Source organism: Nesterenkonia massiliensis (assembly GCF_000455245.1).
Taxonomy (GTDB): domain Bacteria; phylum Actinomycetota; class Actinomycetes; order Actinomycetales; family Micrococcaceae; genus Nesterenkonia; species Nesterenkonia rhizosphaerae.
Genome location: NZ_HG005166.1, coordinates 318,448 through 320,168 on the forward strand (window position 1 = coordinate 318,448; position 1,721 = coordinate 320,168).

General features: G+C 65.0%; 2 protein-coding genes. Both read right to left on the reverse strand.

Going from position 1 to position 1,721, the window contains the following annotated elements:
* Nucleotides 1–343 precede the first annotated feature (343 nt).
* Nucleotides 344–817, reverse strand: coding sequence for a ribonuclease E activity regulator RraA (gene rraA, locus TX78_RS04630; protein ID WP_044494076.1), 474 nt, complete (start codon nucleotides 815–817; stop codon nucleotides 344–346).
* Nucleotides 818–874: 57 nt separating this feature from the next.
* Nucleotides 875–1,721 (reverse strand): anti-sigma factor domain-containing protein (locus TX78_RS13105; RefSeq protein WP_147640416.1); only part of this gene is annotated, 847 nt, incomplete at its 5' end.

Genomic DNA, 1,721 nt, shown 5'->3' on the forward strand with positions numbered 1-1,721 from the left:
CCCGCGGGCGGGGAAACCCCGCCACGCTCTCGCTCGGCTCACGCCGAGCTTCACGCCTAAAGCTAGTCCCGCGGGCGGGGAAACCCCGCCACGGCCGTGACGTGGCCCGCACCTCCGCGCGGCGGATGCACGGGTCCCTGACGTCACGGCTCCACTCGGCGGGCTCACGCCGAGCTTCACGCCTAAAGCTGGTCCCGCGGGCGGGGAGGAAGTCTCGGGTGGGTTGAGTGGTCGCTTCGTCCGTTATAACCCAAGCGGCGAAATTCCGTCTGATAACGGACAGAGTGACCACTCACCGGGGAGTCTCGTGGGCGGTGTGCCGCGCTCACGGGGCCGCCGCGATTCAGGCGGGCTCTACCAGGATGCCGTCCTCATCGGCCCAGAGCTGTTTTCCTGGCACAAACTGCACCCCGCCGAACTCCACCGGGACATCCACTTCTCCGCGACCGTCCTTTGCGGATTTTCGCGGGTTGCTGCCCAGAGCTTTGACCCCCAGCGGCAGCTTGGCCAGCTCCACTCGGTCTCGCACCGCCCCATTGATGACCACCCCAGCCCAGCCGTTCTCCACGGCAGCAGCGGCAATCAGATCACCCATCAGGGCTGAGTCCAGGGAGCCCTCGCCATCAACGACCAGTACAGCGCCCTCACCGACAGAGTTCAGCACGGACTTCACCAGACCGTTGTCCCGGTAGCAGGAGATCGTGCGGATCACGCCGCTAAACCGTGGCCGACCGCCCAAGTCCAGCAGCTGCAGAGAGACAGACTGAAGCGTCTCATCGGCGTCGAACAGGTCACACGTTGTGAAATCGGCTGTCATCGTTGAGGTCCTCCTTCTTCCGCCCCGGGGGGCATCCTGGTCCTGCGTGCGGGTCTGTTAGCTCCCCGCCTCGTCTTCAGCGGCATCCTCTTCCGGAGCCGGAGCATCTGTATCGCCGTCGTTCTCGCTACCTTCAGAATGCAGCGGGAGATCTGCCACGACGGCGCCGGTGGGCCGTTCCTGCCCGCGAATGGACTCCACACTGATCTGCAGCTGACGGTACTGGGAGATGCCACGGACATCCACACCGTCTTCGAGCTCATCGGCGTCGAAGTTGCCCACCGAAGACGGCTGACCACCGGTATGCGGCAACAGCCACACCTGATAGGTGGCATCCTCCGCCAGATCCGGGACATCGCTGAACTCCAGCCAAGCCACGTTCTCCGCCTCGGAGACCACCGCACGCATCTGCCCGCCATCGGCCAGGGAATCCTCCACGACGACGGCGTTCTGGTCATTCTCCGCCAGCGACTGGACATCAACCCCGGAGGTGACCCGGTAGATCACCACGATGCCCACCAGCAGCACCAGGAGGAATCCGGCGATGAACATCCACTTCTTCATCACCGGGGTGCGCTTCTCCGTCTCCTCGGTGTGAGTGGAGATGCCCTCCACCAGGCCGACACCGACCTCCTGATCGCCCACACTCTGCAACACCTCATCCAGCAGGTGGCTAGGCGGAACCACAGGATGGGCCGCGAAGATTTCCGCCAAGGTGCGCCGGGCGGCCAGCACGCGGGTATCCCACTGCTGGGCCTCGCGCGCATCAGCGGTCAGGGCCTTCTCATCCAGCAGCGCCCGTTCGGCGTCGTCCACCGCATCCAGGGCGTAGAGCTCGGCCAGCTCCACCAGCAGGCCCTTATCCAAGTCTGCGGCGATAGTGGAAGCAAAGTTCCGGTTGACC

Bases quoted from the DNA above. Each gene is read 5' to 3' on its own strand.
- rraA (WP_044494076.1), bottom strand. From the start codon at position 817: ATGACAGCCGATTTCACAACGTGTGACCTGTTCGACGCCGATGAGACG.